Source organism: Paenibacillus sp. alder61 (assembly GCF_020179875.1).
Taxonomy (GTDB): domain Bacteria; phylum Bacillota; class Bacilli; order Paenibacillales; family Paenibacillaceae; genus Fontibacillus; species Fontibacillus faecis.
In genome coordinates, this window is record NZ_JAIUDG010000001.1 from 68,865 (window position 1) to 88,532 (window position 19,668).

The 19,668-nt window shown below is 46.8% G+C and carries 14 protein-coding genes; 2 read left to right on the forward strand and 12 right to left on the reverse strand.

Annotated elements, in window-relative coordinates; all coding sequences use genetic code 11:
* Nucleotides 1-6: 6 nt before the first annotated feature.
* From LBW89_RS00265 to LBW89_RS00280, 4 genes are all read right to left on the reverse strand, one after another.
* Nucleotides 7-876: a carbohydrate ABC transporter permease gene (locus LBW89_RS00265; protein ID WP_225038150.1), complete on the reverse strand. Its 870-nt coding sequence runs from the start codon at nt 874-876 to the stop codon at nt 7-9.
* 81 nt (nt 877-957) lie between these two features.
* Nucleotides 958-2,277: an extracellular solute-binding protein gene (locus LBW89_RS00270; protein WP_148450207.1), complete on the reverse strand. Its 1,320-nt coding sequence runs from the start codon at nt 2,275-2,277 to the stop codon at nt 958-960.
* A gap of 116 nt (nt 2,278-2,393) precedes the next feature.
* Complete coding sequence (locus LBW89_RS00275) at nt 2,394-3,974, reverse strand: response regulator (protein WP_225038151.1); 1,581 nt, start codon at nt 3,972-3,974, stop codon at nt 2,394-2,396.
* A complete protein-coding gene (locus LBW89_RS00280) occupies nt 3,962-5,797 on the reverse strand; it encodes a sensor histidine kinase (protein WP_148450209.1) in 1,836 nt (611 codons plus the stop codon). The genes LBW89_RS00275 and LBW89_RS00280 overlap by 13 nt, the downstream gene beginning before the upstream one ends.
* A gap of 188 nt (nt 5,798-5,985) precedes the next feature.
* Between LBW89_RS00280 and LBW89_RS00285 the strand changes: the two genes are divergently transcribed.
* Nucleotides 5,986-6,741, forward strand: coding sequence for an alpha/beta hydrolase family protein (locus LBW89_RS00285; protein ID WP_211373246.1), 756 nt, complete (start codon nt 5,986-5,988; stop codon nt 6,739-6,741).
* A 1,084-nt stretch (nt 6,742-7,825) separates the two neighbouring features.
* Here the strand turns inward: LBW89_RS00285 and LBW89_RS00290 are convergent.
* From LBW89_RS00290 to LBW89_RS00315, 6 genes are all read right to left on the reverse strand, one after another.
* Nucleotides 7,826-8,905: an AI-2E family transporter gene (locus LBW89_RS00290; RefSeq protein WP_318249332.1), complete on the reverse strand. Its 1,080-nt coding sequence runs from the start codon at nt 8,903-8,905 to the stop codon at nt 7,826-7,828.
* Nucleotides 8,906-9,108: 203 nt separating this feature from the next.
* Nucleotides 9,109-9,762, reverse strand: a complete 654-nt coding sequence (locus LBW89_RS00295) for a response regulator (RefSeq protein WP_148450211.1) — start codon at nt 9,760-9,762, stop codon at nt 9,109-9,111.
* A 2-nt stretch (nt 9,763-9,764) separates the two neighbouring features.
* Nucleotides 9,765-10,976 carry a sensor histidine kinase gene (locus tag LBW89_RS00300; protein ID WP_225038152.1) on the reverse strand — a complete coding sequence of 404 codons (1,212 nt, stop codon included), beginning with the start codon at nt 10,974-10,976 and terminating at the stop codon, nt 9,765-9,767.
* A gap of 109 nt (nt 10,977-11,085) precedes the next feature.
* Complete coding sequence (locus LBW89_RS27815; protein ID WP_148450212.1) at nt 11,086-11,241, reverse strand: helix-turn-helix domain-containing protein; 156 nt, start codon at nt 11,239-11,241, stop codon at nt 11,086-11,088.
* A gap of 45 nt (nt 11,242-11,286) precedes the next feature.
* Nucleotides 11,287-14,451 carry an efflux RND transporter permease subunit gene (locus LBW89_RS00310; protein WP_225038153.1) on the reverse strand — a complete coding sequence of 1,055 codons (3,165 nt, stop codon included), beginning with the start codon at nt 14,449-14,451 and terminating at the stop codon, nt 11,287-11,289.
* Nucleotides 14,448-15,857, reverse strand: a complete 1,410-nt coding sequence (locus LBW89_RS00315; protein ID WP_225038154.1) for an efflux RND transporter periplasmic adaptor subunit — start codon at nt 15,855-15,857, stop codon at nt 14,448-14,450. Before LBW89_RS00315 ends, LBW89_RS00310 begins: the two co-directional genes overlap by 4 nt.
* Before the next feature lie 226 nt (nt 15,858-16,083).
* Here LBW89_RS00315 and LBW89_RS00320 point away from each other — a divergent pair, with 226 nt between their 5' ends.
* The gene (locus LBW89_RS00320; RefSeq protein ID WP_225038155.1) at nt 16,084-17,439 is read left to right on the forward strand and encodes a TolC family protein; all 1,356 of its coding nucleotides are present in this window, start codon (nt 16,084-16,086) and stop codon (nt 17,437-17,439) included.
* Between the two features lie 55 nt (nt 17,440-17,494).
* On the opposite strand, the gene LBW89_RS00325 is transcribed toward LBW89_RS00320, so the two are convergent.
* Both LBW89_RS00325 and LBW89_RS00330 read right to left on the reverse strand, forming a co-directional pair.
* Complete coding sequence (locus LBW89_RS00325; RefSeq protein ID WP_148450216.1) at nt 17,495-18,826, reverse strand: GntP family permease; 1,332 nt, start codon at nt 18,824-18,826, stop codon at nt 17,495-17,497.
* A 34-nt stretch (nt 18,827-18,860) separates the two neighbouring features.
* Complete coding sequence (locus LBW89_RS00330) at nt 18,861-19,637, reverse strand: 3-hydroxybutyrate dehydrogenase (protein ID WP_148450217.1); 777 nt, start codon at nt 19,635-19,637, stop codon at nt 18,861-18,863.
* Nucleotides 19,638-19,668 lie beyond the last annotated feature (31 nt).

Genomic DNA, 19,668 nt, shown 5'->3' on the forward strand with positions numbered 1-19,668 from the left:
CCCCCCCTATTCCGTCTTGAAAAATTTATTGATGAGGACCGTAACTATCAAACATTCCAGAATGATAAAAACGGATATCGCACTGCCGTATCCATATTTGTACGTATTGAAAATCGTCGTGTACATTAAGGTGCTCGGCACTTCGGTGGCGAACAAGGGGCCGCCGCCCGTCAACACGTAAATCAGGTCGAATACTTTAAATGCGCCGATGACGGAAAACACGAGGCAGACCTTGAGAATGGGCTTCATAAGCGGGATGGTAATGGCGAACGCCGTCCGGACTCGGGAAGCCCCGTCGATTTTGGCCGCTTCGAAAATGTCCTGCGAAATCGACTTTGCTCCGGCATACATCAGCAGCATATGGTAACCGATGTACTGCCATAAGGTCGGAATAAAAGAGGCGACCAGCGCGGTTTTCTTCTGTCCGAGCCAGTCTTGGGCCCATTCCGAAAGACCGATGTTCTCGAGCAACGTGTTCAGAAGACCATAATCGGCATTATAGATTTTGGACCATAACTGCGCGATCACTACGGTGGAGATCAACACCGGGATAAAATACACCGTACGGTAAAAACCTTCCCCCTTCACGGTGGATGCCAGGATTAAAGCCAGCAAAAGGGACAGGGGCAATTGGATGAAAATGGAGGCCGCCGCAAACAGCAAAGAGTTTCTGATGGAATGCAAGGCCCTTGAATCCGTAAACATATCCACGTAATTTTCCAGTCCAATAAAGGTGCCTTTACCGACGCCGTTCCAATCCAATACACTATAATAGCTCGAGACGAAAATCGGAATTAATACAATCGAACAAAAGATCAGAAGAGTAGGAAGAACAAATATGGCAATAGCTGTTTTATTCGAAAAAACTGAATTCATCGTCGGTTCTCCCCTCAAAGATGCGGTCAGGGATGCACCCTGGCCGCATCTTGTTTGGATTTATTCATTCTGGGACAAGGATTAAAGACTTAGTTCCGTCGGCTCAAGTTGTGCCATCTGTTTGCAGAATTCTTCAGGCGTAATGTCACCTGCCAAAAGCAGGGCAATCAGATTTTTATGCGTTTCCGCAGACTCGGCGGGTAGAATGTTATCCCACCATGAAGTGAACGATGTGGCCGTTTTCAAAATTTCGGCAGCCGATTTATCAAGCGAGGAAAGGCTTGACGTATCCAGCCCTTCCGTGTTCCAGGTTGGAAGTCCGGCACCGGCCAAATAACCTTGGGTACCAAGCTGCTCACTCAAATAAATCAGGAACTCGGCCGCTTCCTTCGGATGCTTCGTCGTGCTGTTGATATAGTTCCCGTCAACGGCTACGCCGAAAATTTCGCTGGCTTTGCCCTTACCGTCTTCAAAGACCGGGAAAGGAATAACTTGAACCTTTCCTTTCGTCGCCGCCGACGGATCTTCAATCCCGGCATTTACCCAGTTGGCCTGGAACATCATAGCGCCACTGCCCGCATTGAACGCGCCCAGCATTTCATCGTAGCTCATGCTCAGCATGCTGCTGTTGAATGCGCCCGCTTTTGCCAACTCCTGCAATTTGGTCGCTGCCGCCACAAAGTCCGGCGAATCCCATTTGGAAGGATCCTTAAACGCCTCGATTACGGCGTCGCGTCCGGCTTGGCGCATCGCAATCATGTCGTACCAATACATGCCCGGCCAGCGGTCTTTCTCGCCGATGAGTGCCGGAGTAATGCCCGCCGCCTTCAATTTCTCTACCGCATCGAGCAGTTCCGTATATGTCGTCGGGATTTTCGCTCCCGCTTTTTCAAACAATTCGGTATTTACATAAAGGTTGGCGATATGCGTGAACACCGGAAGGGTATAGATTTTCCCGTCCGTTTCGATGGCTTCTAACATACCCGGCGCCATTCTCGACTTGATTTCATCCGTCAGATAGCCGGAGATATCGAGCACGTTTCCGGATTCGATATAAGGCTGCATAAAACTGCCGCCGCCCATACCGTAAAAAATGTCGGGCGCTTCGCCGGCGGCAAGCGATGTTTTGATTTTGGTCTTATACTGTTCGCCGGTCGTACCTGTCCGTTCGACTTGGATATCGGGATGCTCGCTGTTCCACTTCTCGACGATTTGCGGCAGCAATTTGGCCGACGGGTCCGTATTGCCTACGGATTGATCCCATAGGGTCAGCTTAATGGAACCGCTTCCACTTTCGCCTGAAGATTTCCCTCCGGAAGATTCGGACGAACATGCAGCCAAACTGCCTGCAAGCCCCAACGCCAATACAATGCTCATCGATTTTTTTAGTAACGCTTTCATCTTTTGACCTCCCTGATAAAGTTTGATGCATCTATGGTTAATTTTAGGGAAGCCGCCAGATATACTCCATTCAAAATACGCACATCCCCTTGTAATATTCGAGCATCTCTTGGTACTCATTTCACACTTCGGTATTCATTCATCGACCTGCCGGTCGTTTTCTTGAACAGGACGCTGAAATAGTGCGGATCGGGGATGCCGACTTGTTCGCCAATCTCATACCCTTTTAGATCCGTCGTTTTCAATAAATTTTCGGCCCGTTTCATTCGCAGTTGGGTCAAATACTCCACAAAGGTCTGGCCCGTTTCTTTCTTCATCAGCCGTCCCAAATGGCCGGGACTGACGAAGAACGCCGCGGCGGTACTTGCCAACCCCACCTGAGGGTCGCTCATGTTATTTTCAAGATACGCTTTGACTTGACCGATCAGGTTGCCTTCCTTGGCTTGTTTTTTCGAGAAAATGGTTCTCGAGGTGCTAAGGACGTATCGCTCCAAAATAGTGGTTAATTCGGGCAAATTGTCCGCGGTGATGATCGAGACCAGCGTTTCTTTATTCAACGCGTGTTCCTCCTCGATCTGTTGTTCCATCGCCGCGCGCTGGCATACGGCAATCACATCCATCGCCGCCAAACGAAACTGCGCTACACCGGAAAAAGAAACATCAAATATGCGGGGCAGCATCTCCGCCGCGCGTTCGGACGAACCCACGCTGACATAAAATTGCAGCTGCTGGAGTAGTTCCGGATTTGACTGATAAGGCTGCTCCCCACTGTCGACCATATCTTCAAAACAAACGACCTGATTGTTTCCCGCGAACGCCTTGTATCGAATCGCACGACATGCCTCCTGGTATCCCAGGTGGACTTCTTGCAGATTTTCGCGCTTGCGCCCCACCCCGATGTTTACCAGGCAGGGGAAGGATTCAAGCAGCCTGGTAATCAGCGATTCGCCGTCGCTCACGAGATCCGTCTCCTCGTTAAAGGAAACAAGCACAAATTGGTTGCGGGTGTCCGACAAAATGAGAACCCGGTCGTTATCCCGATAAAACGCCTCTATGTTGTTCTTGCCTTCCATCCCCAATAAAATCAACTGTTCCTCGGTGTGCTTCTCGGATGCCGGAGCGATTTCCACAACCGCGAGTTGATAGACTTCGCCGCAAAGAAGCATGGGCAGGTTGAAATAATTCGCCTTATCCAGGATCTCTTCCAGGGACAGCGACCCCTGTATCCACTGGAATAAAAATTTCTCCCTTAGATAAGGGAGATTCCGCTCCAGCTCCTCCTTTAGCCGCTTCAATTCGTTGTCACGCGTACGTTCCTCATTCAATTTCCGCTTGAGCTTGTCGGTTACATGCAGCAGGTCCGCGGCCCGAATCGGTTTGAGGAGGAAATCGACAACGCCGATTTTGATGCTCTGCTGCGCATATTCAAACTCGTCATGACCCGTAACGACCACGATTTTCATCTTCGGGTATTTTTCCAACACCCTCCGGCTAAACTCGATCCCATTGATATTCGGCATGTAGATATCCGTAAAAATAATATCCGGCCGCCGCTGCTCCACCAGATCGAGCGCTTCCTGCGCATGGGAAGCTTCGCCGATAATCGTCATGCCTTGCTGCTCCCAGTCGATGCGCATTTTAAGCAGATTCCGGATCAGATATTCGTCGTCCACAATCAAAACTTTTAACTGTCCCATAATGCATCTGCTCCATTCGGTATAATTAACGTAATCGTCGTTCCTTTTCCCGGTTCGCTGTCCACAGTGATACAATCCTTGTCCCCGTAAAATATGCGCAAGCGCTCCATGGTTCCCCATAATCCAAAGCTCTTGATCTCCCCTTTTCTTTCCGTTTGCAAAATTTGTTCGATCTCTTCTCGCGACATCCCCACACCATCGTCGGAAATAGTTATGCTCACGGTGCCATCCACACTTCTCGCGCTAATGCGGATGATTCCTTTCGTTCCTTTGGGGCGTATGCCGTGATACAGCGAATTTTCCGCCAACGGCTGCAAGACCAGTTTGGGAATCGGGGACTGGCAGCAAGCTTCGTCCACCTCGAATTGCGCCTCGAACACATCGTGGTAACGCACCTTCTGGATCTTTAAGTAATTACGAACCATCTCGATTTCTTCGCCCACCGTGATCACGTCTTTTCCTTTGCTGACGCTCATGCGGTAATAACTCCCCAACGCCTCGATCAGGTAGCATACCTGGTCGTTTAGCCCGGACAACGCCAACGAGTTGATAGAGTCCAGCGTGTTATACAGAAAATGAGGTTTGATTTGCGATTGCAGCGTATTCAATTCGGCCTTGCGGATCGTCTTCTGCTCTTCGATCATGCGCTTCAGAAGTTGGTCAATCTGTTCAATCATATGGTTGTATCCGTTATACAACTGTTCGAATTCATAGCTGTTCTGCTCTGTGTTCACTTTCATAAAATTTCCGCTAGGGGCTTTGTTCATCGACCGTAGCAGCTTTTGAATCGGTTTGATAATGCTGCGTGAGATCACGAAGGAACTCACAAAAAAGATAGCTCCATTGACAATAAGCAAAACCAGCGCCAGAAGCACCAGCGATTTATTTCTCTCCTGAAAGGTACTGTGCGGCGAAATACTCACGAATTTCCAGTTAGACTCCCCGCCCGCAAGATAGGTAACCGTATATTTCTGTGAACCGATGTTCGCGGACAGGAATCCGGAATCACTTTGCTGAAACAATTGTTCCAATTTGGCTTTATTGGCGGTCAAAATCTCTTGATACACCGCTCCTTTCGGTTCATCGGCGGAGTCGGCTACGATGGTCCGATTGTTTTCATCCAAAATCGTAATGTCCAAGGAATTTTGATCCAGCAGACTAGAATACGCCTGCACAAACGCTTCATCCTTGATGTTCATGACCAGAACCCCAAGGGGAGAGGTATTATCGATATCCCGAATCAATCGGATAAAAGATACGATATTGCCGTCGCCCTTGTTCCCGGACGTTTCCTCCGAAAAGGACTGGCCTTGGTTTAGTGCCAGGATATACCGTCCTCTATTGCGCACAACCTGTTCATACCAAGGAGCATCCTCAATTTTCGCTTCCATGAAAGTCGGAAGTTCTTGGGTACCGACGGAAAAACGATGGCCCGAGTTGTCATAGATATATACCGAATCAATGATTGGAACCGCTTGCATTAAATTGTACAAGTACGCGCTGACTTTGGACTGGGTTTGCAAGTTGGAATACACGTCCCCTTGCCTAAGTAACTTTTGCAGATTAGGATCGGAAAATATCATTTTAGAATAGTTGTTTACGTTGCCAATCATTAAATCGACGTTCGTCCGGATGGAAGTGATCGTTTGCAAGGACGCCTCATTGAGTTTCTTTTGTGCCGAATTCGTAGATATATGGTTTAATACCAGGTAGCTAAACCCGACCGTAAACAAAATGACCAGAAAATAGGCGAACGGTATTTTAAAAGCTAGTTTTTTCGGCCTGCCGTAAATGAAATGGTTCCTCTTGATCCTCTCGATCACGTTTTGCCTCCCCCTTTATGACGTAACAATTAAATTCCATTATAGCTACAGCCCTTTGTTTCAGACAATGAAAAATCGTTTTCCGGAAACGATGCGATGGACTGATCTTCCGGTTGGGCTCTTGCGGATTTTCGTATGGCGGTGTAATCGTTGTTGATTTATCATGGAAAAAGAAGGGAGGTTTCAATTTGAACGAGTACGTGAAAAACGTTGTGACGATGGAACATCATGGCCGGGAGATCTACGGGGTTTCCTATATGCCGAAGCAAGGGAGAAAGTGCCCTGTCGTTATTTTCAGCCATGGGTATAATGGAACGTACGCGGATTTTATTATGCTCAGCGAGTATCTGGCGTCAAATGGAATCGGAGCCTATTGCTTTGATTTTTGCGGCGGATCCGTGAATTCAAAGAGTGGCCTAAAGACGTCAGAGATGACGTTATTTACGGAAAAAGAAGATGTATGCGCTGTCATCGACCATGTTCAAAAGTGGGACAACGTGGATACCGACAACATATTCTTGTTTGGCGCAAGCCAGGGCGGTTTGGTATCGGCACTGGCGGCGGAAGAACGTAAGGATGATATAAAGGGAATGCTGTTACTGTTCCCTGCCTTCTGTATCGCCGATGACTGGAGTAAGAGATTTCCGACACTTGAGAGTATCCCGGATACGCATGAACATTGGGGGATGACCCTCGGGCGAACTTTTTTTGAGAGCATCCATGGTTACGATGTTTTCGAGCATATGGGAACATTTGACCGAAACATTCTCATCTTTCATGGGGATCAGGATTCGGTGGTTTCTCATGAATACAGCAAGAAAACGCTGGAACACTATCCGCATATCCACTTGGAGGTCTTCCAGGGAGAGGGGCATGGTTTTTCGGAGGCCGGAAATAAGCGCGTAGCGGAGATGACATTGGAATTTGTGAAGGGGAATATGTAAGGTAAAAAGGGTTCTCAGCACACTCTTAACCTGCAACTATGGGTTTGGTTTGAATTAAAGGGAATTCTTCCCGTTAATTGGGTACGTATGCGGCTGCAGAGGTTAATTAGCTGGAAAATCTCCCGTTAATTCGCCTGAAATGGTGTATTTCGGCAATAAGGTCGCGAAATAGATGGAACTTTTCCAGCTAAAGTTCATCGAGAAGCCAAGAACGGTAAATTAACAGGATATTTTCCCGTTAATGTTGTAGATTTCGACGCCCAACGCCATTCTTTAGTCAACCTATCTAAAGTAGAATTTATATCATACTCAATAAAGGGAGAAATCCATGGTTCAAAAAACTAGTGTTGTGATGAAATGGACTCTTGTTTTTGTTTTTGTGTTATTGTTTTCCGCCTGTAATGCGGAAAAAGAAAAGTGATTTTTGTCCATAAGATTTTGATTCCCCCCTATATGCTAATTAATCTGAAACAATCAAATATAGTATTGTTTGGCATCAAAAAGACAGAGACTCCTGCATCGACTTAACGTTCCAGAAGTCTTTCGACTTACCACTCTTATGAAAAGCTACTTCCATTACGCCAGATCAACCAATCTCTATGTTTGCTGACAGCCTCATCATACGACATGTCTATTTCGATTTCCAAATCCAATTTCATTTCCTCTGGTAGCGCTCTTGCTTCAGTTTGCTTCAGTAATTCATTTATATATCGGAGCGTTGGTTCTGTGTGTCAACATCCTGTCGTAAACAGCAAAATTTATATTTTTTCCCGCTGCCGCATTTACATTTTTTTATTTCTTTCAGGTTTATTCATAACGTCAATCCTATTCATAATAATATATGTTGAATTATATTTTTCTTAGTATTTGAAAAACTTATGTTTCCACACCTTTGCTGAACGACTGGTTCTCAGGGCGGTTAAAGAATTTGATCTGCACACTATGTTTTTTCGGCTTGCCGTGATAAAACATTTAAACACAAAGAACCGCTCCCTGTAAAAAAACAGGGGCGGTTCTTTTGAACATCATCCGGTCTAATCAATATTGCCTTTTCCATAGATTAGGTGGCCGTTGCCCTCCTGAGCTATAAAGCTTCCCAATGGGCTCTAAAGAACAACTTGTACAGCCGCTTCCAAGCGATTTTCAACAACATGTACACCGGAATCACGACCAACATGCCAATGATGCCAAACCAGTTACCGCTTCCCAATACGAGTAGAATCGTGGTAACCGGATGGATGTCCAATTTTTTTCCGAAAACATAAGGAGATATGACATTATCCTGAATCTGCTGCGACAGTAAAATAATGACCAATGCCCAAATGCCCATCGACGGGGACTGAATCAAACCGATGATGACGATGGGAATGGCGGATATAATTGCCCCGAACAAGGGGATAAAATTCAAAATGACCGCAATCGTCGTCAACAGTAGAGCATAAGGCAGCCCGATCGCCAAGAAGCCGATAAACATCAGAACGCCAAGAGCCGCATTCACGATGACCCGGCCGATAATATAGTCATTCAGCGCCTTGTCCATGTCCCTGGTCGCGCGAAACACCTCTTTCCGATAACGCATTGGAGAGAGCTTGACCAGACTACGTTTGAAACGATATCCTTCTTTCAACATATAATAGAGCAGGATCGGGAAAGTAAACAACACAATGGCGAATTGGGACAGGAAAGAGACGAAACCGGTAATATAATTCGTTAAAAAGGAAATCCCCTTGCTCAGGTACTCCGAAAAATTAGCGGCCAAACCGGAATCGGAAGGAATGATGGACGAAAGGAAAGGCGTTTCTCCCCACTCTCTCAGTTGAGCATCCAGCAGATTCACGAATTGGGGAATGTTCTCCACCAAATTGAACAGTTGGGCTTGCAATAGCGGCCATAGCCCGGCAATAAATCCGATGGCCAAAATGACCATGATGACATAAAGGATCAGTATCGCCAAAGACCGCTTGACCTTATGCCGCTCCATGTAAAGGACGACCGGACGAAGCAAATAGTAAAAAAAACCGGCCAGCAGGATCGGAATCAAAATGGCTCCAATCACAGCCTGCATCGGGAGAAAAAAGGGCCTTACCAAAGAAAATACGTAGACGATAGCCAGCAAAATCAAAATGAATTTCGCGATGCGCGTCCATCTTTCCAAAAGCTTCATTCTCATCAGCACCTAACTTTCGAATGATCGGAATACAATAGCTATACCTACATTATATAATCGAATGGACCCAAAATTAAAATCGTACATAAGGCTATACCCTGATGTACGAACAGATTTGAAACCTTAACAGGTTTATATTGTCTGGCCAGCATCACCTAAGACTAGGAACCAGGATTAAACATCTGAAAATTCTCTAGTGGTTACATAAGTATAATCCCACGTTCCATGGCTATCGCGACGGCTTGAGATCGCGAATCCACGCCAAGCTTATTATAGATATTAGTCAGGTGAGCCTTTACCGTGCGTTCAGAAATCCCCATATCAGAGGCGATTTCTTTACTTTTATATCCTCTGGCTACGAATTGAAGAATCAAAATTTCTCGCTCCGTCAGCGAAGGTTCATCTATCTCTCTGTGGCCAACAGCCTCTTCTCGATTTTTCGCTTCAAACACCTTCGCCAAAATATCGGCCTGAAGAAGCGCCTCGCCACGCACCGCCGATTCAATGGTACGAAACAAGTTTTCGCGATTGGTGTCCTTAAGCAAATAGCCTTTAGCACCTAAAGCCAGTCCGCTAACCATAAGCTCATCTTCATTGTAGGTCGTTAAAATAATGACCGGAACCTGTTTTGGATGATCTTTCAAGACTTTCATGGCTTCCAGTCCACTCATTACCGGCATATTCAAATCCATCAGGATGACATCAGGATCAAGCTCTTCTAGTAGTTGCAATGCAATCCGGCCGTTTTCCGCCTCACCGATGATGGCAAATCGTTCGTCTGTTTCGAGAATCAGCTTCAAGCCTTCACGAACGATGGAATGATCATCTACAATCAGTACTTTATACGGATTCATGTCTAGGCTCCTTTATGAACGGGAAATTCCAAAAAAACTTGCGTCCCTTTCGGCAAACTCGATATTTTGATTTCCCCCTCAATCAACCTTGCGCGTTCTTGTATACCCAGTATGCCATAGTGACCCGGTTGTTTGCCAATGAGTTCTGTATTAAAGCCTTTTCCATTGTCCCTGATCTCGATATGAACCCTGCCGTTTCGTTCGAGGATGGAGATCCACACTTTGTCAGCTTGGGCATGTTTCGCCACATTCGTCAAACACTCGCTAATGATGTGCATGCTCTGCTCCATCAGGGTTCGGGATAAACGACTGGATACCTGCACATCTTCATCAACCTCAATGCCGGTAGCCTCAATAAAGCGCCGAATTTCGTAGGTTAGCGCTTCATAAAAGCTCATTCCTTCAACTGATTTGATGCGCAAATTATCAATAGCGCGCCTTGCGTCGGCTAATGTTCTTCGAGCCTGGCTCATGGACCCTTGAATGATCTCCTGGGACCTCGGGGTGTTCCCTTGAGATATGAAGGCATCTGCAGCCTCGAGTTGCATGATCAAACCGGCCAAACCTTGGGCCAACGTATCATGAAGATCGCGAGCCATACGCTGTCGTTCATTCATGAGCGTCAACTCCTCAACCTTTCGATGTGCGTTTTCCAAATCTTTTAGATATAGTTGTGTTCGTACCCTGGCGTTGACCTGCTGAAAAAACAGCAAAGCATATGCCCCGACAAGAATTACCATCAATATAAACAAAGCTATCAATAGAACAAGATCATGGCGGTCGCCTAAATATAAGAGAGCATAGAAGAACAAGAAAACGCAATACAGCACCACAAGAAGTATATTCTCTTTTTTATAGTAGAACCCGATGCTTTGACCGACCAGCATAGGGAGAAAACCAATTAGGACTGCTGGAGAGCTGTCCGGCACCAACAAAGCACTTATAAATATGAGCCCTCCCTGAACGATAAAATACAACCAAGCTTTTGTGCTCATGATGCGGTGTGAATGCCAATGAAGGAGGGCGTGTACAATAAAGGTGAATGTAAAAATCAAGCTATTCAGCAGAAGCAGATCTATAAAGTTCTGCATTATGATAGTGGCCACATAAACCAATGAAATCCACAGTAGAATCGGAAGTCGAGAGATTAGTATATTGTCTGTTGTTTCGAATTTAGCCATACCCTTGTTTTCGTCTGTTTCTAACGTCTTCACCCGATTGCCTCCCACGGCCTTATTATAAGCGGTTTTCACACTTGTTATAATCTTACCGCACTACTCGCACGAAAGGCAGCCCCAGGCTATTTGTTCCGGAATCAGCGTATCAGGACGCTCCATATCTAATAGAAACCGCAATTTCATCGACCGTAGTAGACTCATAACCTTTCTCTCCAAAAAGTCGCAGCGCGTTCTCTAGAATAATCCCTGGTTTATCCTTGATCACGTCAATCTCCTTCCTTTGTGTCTTCGACAGAAACATTGTCGTGACTTACAAAGCCCCGCCCGCTAACGGGTGGGGCTTTGACTACGTAGAGACGGTGCCGGACGAGACCGGCTGATCGGGCTTATGTTTGCGCATCAGGCGCTTGTCTTTCCACCCGGCTACCACCATGTATATCGAAGGCACCACGAACAACGTTAACACCGTCGAGAACATTAAGCCGAATATAATAGTGTAAGCCATCGGTCTGAACAATATGCTGCCGGCGATCGCCAGGGGCAGCATCCCGATCATGGCCGTAAACGAAGTGAGTACAATCGGGCGGAAACGCGCACCTGTGGCTGCGATGACCGACTCATACAATCCGATGCCTTCGCGTCTTGATTCCTCGATAAATTCGATCAGGACAATCCCGTTTCGCACGACGATTCCGGCGAGCGAAATAATCCCCATCATACTCATGAAGCCAATGGAAGAACCGGAGACAAAGATACCGATGATTCCGCCGGCGGCCGCCAAGTACACTGTAGTCATGACTATAATCGGGGCCGACAAGGAATAAAACTGGACCGTGATCAAAATAAAGATTAAAAAGATAACTACAATGAACAGCGTTGCCAAATCCCCGAAGATATCCGACTGCTCTGATGTTTCACCACCAAATTGGAGGGTGTATCCTTCCGGCATAGGCAGATCCTTCAGCATACTGCGGACCTCGGCGGTTAGTTCCGTTGCCGTCTTCCCTACCGCGTTCGCTTCCACCGTCACCATACGCTCAAGGTTATAATGTTGGATTTTTTGAGTCGTGAATGACGTTTTCATTTCAGCCAACTGCGCTAAGGGCACTTGCACTCCTTGTTTATTGGTAATGTAAATTTGCTGGAATAACTGGTTAGGACTCGCTTCCCGATTTGAAACGTGTAAATTAAGGTCAACGATCTGTTTTCCGGTATCAAAGTCCCCGATATCCAGCCCGTCCCCCATAAGACGCAACGTCTGAGTCAGCGTGTTGTAATCGATCATATACTCGTCCATAGCCGGCTTCTTCATTTCGAATTCCAAAGTATAGCTTTGATTACCGAAGTTATCTTTGATGCCGGTTGCGCCATCGATTTTGGCTATTTTTTCCTTGACCTGTTGGGACAGCTTTTGCAGCGTATCCAGTTCATCACCGGCTATTCGGATGGAGACCGCTGGGCCGACCGGTATGCCAAGGCGGGGAACATGCATGGCGATGGTCGCTCCCGGGAACCGTTTCGTTAACTCCGCCTCCCAAGCCGGTACCGTCTTATCCAATTTAAAGCTATCCGACTTACCGATAACCGTTATTTGACCGATATTAGTCGCTGAGGCAAGAGCATTGGTAATATCGGAATAAATGGTTGGTGCCTTGCCGCCAATACCAACACTAATGAACTCCGTCTCAGGCTGTTTTTCTACCCACTTGGTGATAGCGCCCACCATCCGTTGAGTTTCTTGGAAGGTTGTGCCAACAGGCATCTCAACATTAATGCTGACATGCGGCTCCTCGGCCTCGGGAAACAAATCGATCGGTGTAATTAGTGCCAACCCGAACGAGGCCGTACCGATGAGAAGTCCAACAGTCGCGAATAACTTCGGTCGCTTTAGCACCTTCGGAATCAATGTGCCGGAATACCACTGGGTCGCAGCCTGGATTTGTTTACCAAGCAAACCGGCGGGTTTTTGTTCCCAGGGTTCGCTCTTTGAGTCGCCTTCAGTTTCTTTATGAATCAGGTTGTTCTTGGCCGCCTGTTTTCTTCTCCGGCGCTTCTCATGCCACTGACGGAAAATCGGAATTATGGTCAGCGACATAATCATGGAGGCGAGCATGGAGCAGGAAATCACGATTGGGATCGGTTTGACGAAAGAGCCGATATCCCCCGTCAAGAACAATAACGGCGCAAAAGCGAAAATCGTCGATAATGTAGCGGTCAGAATGGACACCGATACTTCCTTCGCGCCTTTAATCGCCGCAACGTCGGGGCTTTCTCCCAAGACGTGAAGCCGGCGTTCGATATTATCGTTCACGACCACCGCATCATCGACAAGTATGCCCAGCACGATGATCAGACCGACGATGGAAATTTCATTCAGGGAAATGCCGGTGAATGGCATAACGATCATACCTACTGCGATCGATATCGGTATGGCCATGGCCACAACCAGTGATGTCACCAGATTGAGCCCCAGTGTACAGATCAGAATGACGGAAGCGATCGCGATCAACATTTCACGGATGAGCTCGCCGAACATTTCGCTGACCACTTCTTCTTGGCCGAAAGCGTGACTGAAATGCACGTTGCTTGGCAAGCTTTCTTTAAGTTCATCCAGCTTGGCCGAAATCAGCTTATCCATTTTCGGAACATCGGAACCGGTCTGCGCGGAGACATTGATCGATATGGCTGGTTTTCCGTTGTAATACGCCAGATAAGTTGGGGCTTTATCCGCCATTTGAACTTGACCCACATCTTTCAAATATATAGGAAACCCGGTCTCGCTTCTGGAAATCAGTACTTCATTCAGCTCTTCGGCCTGTTTCATGTCGGGAACGACCAATTCGTAGCTGCGCGATTGAAATTCCAGCGCTCCCAGTGGAGTGCGGTTGTTCATATTCTTAACGGCCTGTACAATCTGCTCCCAGGCAATGCCGTATTGCTCCAGTTTCTGCAAATCGATTTGAATGCGTATTTCCTTTTCCGGAATTCCGCTGATCTGAACATCCGCGACACCGCCAACTTGGCGTATTTTATCCCGCCAATCGATCATCTGATCGTTTAAGGCATATAGCGAATCTATCTTATCCGCATAAATAACGTAGGAGCCGATAAAAGAAGAGAACAGATCGTCATTAACCATGGGCTGTATAATACCGTCCGGTAAGTCCGCTGAAGCATCTTCCACCGCTTTCCGCAATTCATCCCAAGTCGCTTTGGCATCCGCGTCGGGATAAGCGGTAACTGTAATGTTCGAAACACCGCTCGAACTGGTAGATTCTATTTTTTCAATGGTCTCCACCTTTTTAATGGCCTGTTCCAACACCTTTGTTACAGACTGCTCCACCCGCTCCGGGGTCGCTCCGGGAAAAACCGTCGTAACTACCGCGTTTTTAATCACCACATCCGGCATATCTTGACGCGGGAGCCGGGTAGCGCTAAATATTCCAAAGACAATGAACATTACAAACAGCAGCAATGTGATTTTGCGTTTTTTAACGGAGTACTCGATCATTTGGCGTTTTCCTCCAAGATCGCTATAGCGTCCCCGTCAAACAAGCTTTCCGCCCCGGAGCTGACAACAACATCTCCTTCTTTCAGCCCCGATACGATACTTTGGCGATTGTCTTCGCTTAGATGAGCGCCTAATTTAACGATAGTCTTCACGGCCTTGCCGTTAATATATCTGAACACATACGGCTCCTGACCGTTGCTGATCACCGCTCCGACTGGAACGAAGATACCTTCCTGCTCCGAAACCGACCTTCCGGCACGGACCACTTGCCCAGGGATCCAGTCATGCTTGGGATTAGGGACATTGACCTCCACACTTATAGTTCCCGTTCCCTGATTGGTTACCGGGGAAATCCGGTTTACGGTACCCTGCAACGTAACTCCGTTCTGTTCCAATGTAATAGACTGACCTGCTTTCCAAGCCGAAGCCTGATCGCTGGGAACAGGAATTGTGACCTTTAACGTATCAATAGAACCTATCATAAAACCTTCAGCTCCGGCAGAAACCGTTTGTCCTACAACCGCCTTTTTCTCCAATATGACTCCGCCGACAGGCGCGATCAGTTTGGTTTGGGATAGAGCTAATTCGGCTTGTTGCTGCTTGGCGACCGCCTGGTCATAAGCTGCTTGCGCTTGTGCCAATGACCCTCTTGCTTGAGAAACTGCGGCCTCTGCCGAGACTTTTCCGGCTTTGGCTTGGCTTACCGCCGCATTAGCCGTCCTACTCTGCTCCGGTGTCGCTCCCTCGGTCAACTCGGATAACGACTGTTTCGAGTTATCGAGTGCGGTTTCCGCATCCTTAAATTGGACTTGAAATTTCTCGTATTCATCCAGCGATATGAGTCCATTGGAATATAGATTCAAATACCGGTCCGCATCCGTCTTTAATTTATCATAGGCGTTTTGAGCCTGGGTAACGGCATTTTGGGCCTGGGCAAGCTTTTGTGCGGACGCTCCTTTCTTTACGGTAGCCAAGTTGGCTTCCGCTGTCTCCAACTGGGCGGCCGCCGCATCCACTTGAGCCTCCGCGGCAGCAACTCCCGCTTTCGCGGCGTTTAATTGACCTACGGCTTGCTTCACGCCGCTTTGGGCTTGTCTTAACTGCAGCTGCGCATTCGCGTTATCAACAACAGCCAATACCTGCCCAGCTTTTACCTTGTCTCCTTCCTCCACCAGTGTTTTTTGGATTTCGCCGGCGGCTTGAAAAGAGATGCTGGCCTCCTGATTTGGCCTCAAAGTACCGGATAAATTGTACACCGTACTTAACGGCTCCTTCTTGACCGTAATAACATGTACGGCGGAAGTGCTATCCTCTCCCTGGGCAGCCTTCTCTTTATTCGAACCGCACGCCGCCAGAATCATAATAATTAGTAATGAACATAATGTCGCCGTCCAGCGTCCTTTCATCTAGTGATTCCCTCCTGATCCGTTTTTGCTGATGATTTTTTTTGCCTTCATGTTCCCTGCGGCTTATTATAGGTGTTCCATCCTCAAATAAAATCGTGCTTTAGTACATGTACCTAAGGGCAAAATGACATGTACGAAAGTACAAATTGCGCGGATGAATTTATGGATGATAGCATGGAAGGCAAAACAAACACCAACCCCTTGCGGGTTTGAGAGGAAAGGTAGAATGGCTATGAAGCGAAGTTTGTCGGTAATGATGTCTTCCTTGCTGAGCATGGCCCTTTTAGCGGCTGGGCCGGTTTCAGCCTATGCGGACAATAACGAAAACGATAATTCCATTCGTTCAGGGAAGGAGGCTACAAACAGCGGGGTATTAAAGGAGCACTTTATCGATTCGGGTACTTTGGCGCCGTTAAAGCGCTTGGATCTGGATACGGTTTTGAAACTTGCGCTGGATTATTCTTTAAATTACAAGCTGCTGACTTTTAAAATAACCGCACTTAAAGAAAATGAAGGAAATCTAAATAAACAAAAGAAGAAGCTGGATGAATCCGCTTCCGGCGGAACGGGGGGCTCCTACACTTTGCCGGAATCCCTGGAGGAAATCCAAAAAAAGTATGAGGACTTTCCCGAGGAGCTGCTTCCGTCCCTATATCCGATGCTGGAAACCAACGCCGTGGTCAATCGGTTGATCAGCGGAATCGGCAGCATCACCGACGCTATGAACAAACAATTGCAGGGCCAGCGTGACCAGTTGATCCTTTCTCTAAAACAGATCAATATTGAACAGGCCAATACATTGCTCGATCTGGAGGAAGCCCGCATAGGCATTCGATTGCAAATGACTTCTCAGTACGTGGAATTGCTGACGCTTAAAAAGCAGGTAAGCATGAACGAAGCCTATCTGGATGTTCTAAAAACGGATGTGAAGCGGGCCGAGTTGATGCAGGAACAGGGGATGACATCGGCGGAAAAAGTCACCGAAGCGCAAAGAGAGGTCGAGAAACAGGAGCAGCAGCTAACTCAATTAAGAAACAAGTACCGTCTTGCCCTGGCACAGCTCTGCTTGGACCTAGGCGTGGCTTACGACCCGGACATCGAGCTTGGGGATTTGAACGAATTCTCCCCGCAGCCCGTCACCCCAATGAACCGGGAGCGAATTTTGGAGAAATCATTTGAAATGAAAAGACAATGGAACTCCATTATATTGGCTGAACAGCAAAAAAGTCACACCGACGCAGCGAATGAAGACCAGGAGGATTATCTCGAGACAAATGTTCGGATCGCCGAGCAGCAAGCGGAGAAAACACGCATCGATCTCAATAAAAAAATCGACCAGCTCTACAGCAATCAGGAAACGGCCTATCAGGCTTATCAAAACGCGTTAAAAGACTTGAGTAACGCGCAACTGGATGTTCAGCATATAACAGTTCGTTATAACAATGCGCTTGTATCGCGTCACGATTATGAAAAATCCAGTTTCAGTCTGACCCAACAAGAGGCTAAGTTGGAACTAGCCAGACTACAGCTCTATGTCGCACAACGTGCCGTTAACGCGCTGGAGGACGGGTTTATTATGTAGGCTAAACGCAAAAGAACCGCCCCATGTAAAACACACGGGACCGGTTCTTTTTAACTCACATTATTTTCCCCAATCCAATCACAATCACGATCGCAATCGTACACCCGCCCGTCACCGTGATGAACGCTTCCTTAAATCCATTTTTGTGGTTTAATTTGGTCAATGCCAGAAACGTTAAGAGAACGCCGCTTTGTGGAACAAGTGTGGTAATATTTGAAGCGATCGCAGCTACACGGTGAATTAATTCCGGCTGGATGCCGGCATCAAGATAAAATTGGGCGAAATTGGGCATCACGATTCCCAAGGTCCCGGAAGAAGATCCTGTGATCGCCGATATACAGGCCGTTAATACTGTCAGACTGATTAAGGGATCGCCCGGGATCGAAGTGATTAAATCGGAAAATAATTTAAACCCCGGTGCGACCATCAACACGGAACCAAAAGCCACGGCCGAAGCCGTAGCAAAGATAGGGGCAATGGAGCCGCTCGCCCCAATACTCAACGTACGGATTTTGTCTGGAAGATGTTTGTGAAACAGCGCCACTGCCAACAAAATACCTACCATTAACGCCACATAAATTACATTCTGGCGAACAAAAGCATTTCCGAAAGTACTGCCCAAAACAGCGATAATAATTAATGTGGCGAGGGGTAAAACGCTTACCATAAAACCGGGCAATTCGCGTTCTTCATTGCTTTCATTTTCATCGTCGGCATAAGTTGCATAAGTTTCCCCGGCTTTTAAACTCTTGTTCAAACAGTACTTCATATAACAGAGGCCAAATGCGGTACAACCTATAGCCCCCACTATGCTTGGAATAGCCGCTGCCACTAAAGAGGTTCCTAGAAATGGAATGGGAATGACATTCTGAATAGCCGGGGTTCCCGGTAGAATGGTCATTGTAATAGTTCCGATGCCCAGCCATACTGGAATTTGAATTAAGTTCCAGGCGATATCCAGCTTTTTAAACAATGTGCGCGCCAGTGGTATGACGGCAAACATGACAACAAAAAGGCTAATCCCTCCGTAAGTTAATATAGCGGCAACAATGAAGATGGCCACAAGTACTCTATAAGGGTTGTTAGTGCCGAATTTCTTCAAAATAAAGTCGGCAATGGAGACAGTCGCTCCGCTCTCTTCCATGTATTTAGCCAAAACAGCGCCAAGCAGGAAAATTGCAAAAAACTTCACAATATAATTTCCAAGCGCCCCCATGAAATTGCCGCTTTCCGAACCCAGCATCGTGGGGATGATGTCCATTTCATTGAAGAGAACTACTATTAATGTCGCTAACGGAGCAGCCACGGTAATATGAATTTCTTTTAATGCAAAATAGATAATGGCAATGACTCCCAGTATAATTCCTATTGAGCCTACAATTTCCATTTAATCTCCTCCGGATTAGATAAAAGAAGGGAATTTACTGTGCGGTATAGCCACCATCTATTAGACAGGCTTGACCTGTAATTCCTCTTGCCTGCTCACTTGCCAAGAACACGGCATAATCCGCAATTTCTTGAACATCAATCAGACGCTTTTGCGGAACCAAGGGATAAAGAACACTCTCTAACACATTCTCTAGTGGGATATTGCGAGTTTTAGATAAATCCTCGAATTGACCTCTTACAAGCGGTGTATCCACATATCCCGGACAAATCGCATTTACGGTTACACCTGAGTTTGCCGCCTCCAAAGCCGCTACTTTTGTCAAACCAATAACCCCATGTTTAGCGGAGTTATATGCTGATTTTCCGGCAAAGCCAATGACACCGTTGATCGATGCCATATTGATAATGCGTCCGAATCCTTGTTTTTTCATGATGGGGAAAGCTCTTTTTGTGGCAATAAACGGGGCTACCAACATCACTTTCAACATAAATTCAAATTTATTTGTAGGGAAATCCTCAATCATGGATACGTGCTGCAAACCGGCATTGTTGATCAAAACATCCAAACGCCCATACTTTTCCACGGATTCGTCAATCGCTGCATTGATTTCGTCTTCGTTGGTTACATCGCATTTGATTCCGTGGCAATCGAACCCTTCATTTTTCAATTCACTAATCATTTTTTGTAGACTTTCATCGTTAATATCCGAAAACACAACTTTTGCACCTTGCTTCAAAAAGGTTTCGCCGATTTGTTTTCCAATCCCGCTTGCCGCGCCCGTTACAAAAACTACTTTATTATCTACCATTTTATTTCCTCCGAATCTATTTTAAATTTAT